Origin of the sequence: Streptomyces sp. CC224B (assembly GCF_030010595.1) — a bacterium.
In the GTDB taxonomy this organism is placed as follows: Bacteria; Actinomycetota; Actinomycetes; order Streptomycetales; family Streptomycetaceae; genus Streptomyces; species Streptomyces longispororuber.
On the sequence record NZ_JASCXL010000242.1, the window covers coordinates 1 to 1,426 of the forward strand.

The window sequence follows — 1,426 nt, forward strand, 5'->3', positions numbered from 1 at the left end:
GCGTTGCCCGCACCGGACTTCGTTCCCCGGGCTGCCGGCCGTGTTCCGCGCACGTTGCGGGAGGAGCTGCTGTGCGAGCTGTTCGCCCAGGTCCTCGACGTCGGCCGGGTCGGCATCGATGACGGCTTCTTCGACCTGGGCGGTCACTCGCTGCTGGCGACGAAACTGATCAGCCGGATCCGCAGCACGCTGGGTGCCGAGATCGACGTGCGGACGCTGTTTGCCCACCCGACCGTGGCGGCACTCGCCCCGCACCTCGACACCGACGCCGCCCACCATCGGGCCCCGCTGACGCGGGCCGCCGAGCGGCCCGATCGGCTGCCACTCTCCTTCGCCCAGCAACGCCTGTGGTTCCTCCACCAGCTCGAAGGCCCCTCGGCGACCTACAACATGCCGTTCATCCTGCGGCTCAGCGGCGACCTGGACGTATCCGCACTGGAAGCGGCGGTCAATGACCTCCTGGCCCGCCACGAGGCCCTGCGCACCACGTTCCCCGAGATCGGCGGCAAGCCGTTCCAGAACGTCCGTGAGCCCGAACAGACCACGATCACCCTGGCCCCGCAGCAGACCGCCGCCGGGAACGCGCTCACCACGGCCCTGGCCGAAGCCACCCGGTACACCTTCGACCTGGCAACCGAGCCCCCCCTGCACACCCGGCTGTTCACCACAGGGCCGCGGGAGTGGGTGCTGGTGCTGGTGATCCACCACATCGCGGCCGACGGCTGGTCGCTGGCACCCCTGGCCCGGGACCTGGCCACCGCGTACACCGCACGCACCCGGAGTGAACAGCCGCAGTGGACACCGCTGCCGCTGCAGTACGCCGACTACACGCTCTGGCAGCGAAAACTGCTCGGCAACCCCGATGACCCGGACAGCCTCTACAGCCGCCAACTCGCCTACTGGGCCGATCAGCTCGACGGACTGCCCGAACGAGTCACCCTCCCAGGCGATCGGCCACGCCCTGCCATGCTCAACCACAGCGGCGACCTGCTCCATTTCACCTTCGGCCCCGAGCTGCACCGGGGCGTGACCGAACTGGCCAGGGCCTCGGGCGCGACACCGTTCATGGTGCTGCAGGCCACCATGGCCGCGCTGCTCACCCGGCTCGGCGCCGGCACGGACATTGCTGTCGGCAGCGGCGTCGCAGGACGCACCGACGAGCACCTCAAGGACCTCGTCGGCCACTTCGTGAACATGCTCGTGCTGCGCACGGACACCTCCGCCAACCCGACCTTCACCGACCTCCTCGACCAGGTGCGCACGTCCAGCCTGGCCGCCTACAGCCACCAGGACATCCCCTTCGAGGCCCTGGTGGAGAAGCTCAACCCACAGCGGTCCGCCTCCCACCACCCGCTGTTCCAGATCGCACTGGCACTGCAGAACAACGACCAGGCCCACTTCGACCTACCCGGCCTCCAAGTGCAGG

1 protein-coding gene is annotated in these 1,426 nt (G+C 69.4%); it reads left to right on the forward strand.

Going from position 1 to position 1,426, the window contains the following annotated elements:
* Positions 1-54 precede the first annotated feature (54 nt).
* A partial coding sequence (locus tag QK440_RS41155; protein ID WP_282798383.1) for a condensation domain-containing protein occupies positions 55-1,426 on the forward strand: 1,372 nt, incomplete at its 3' end.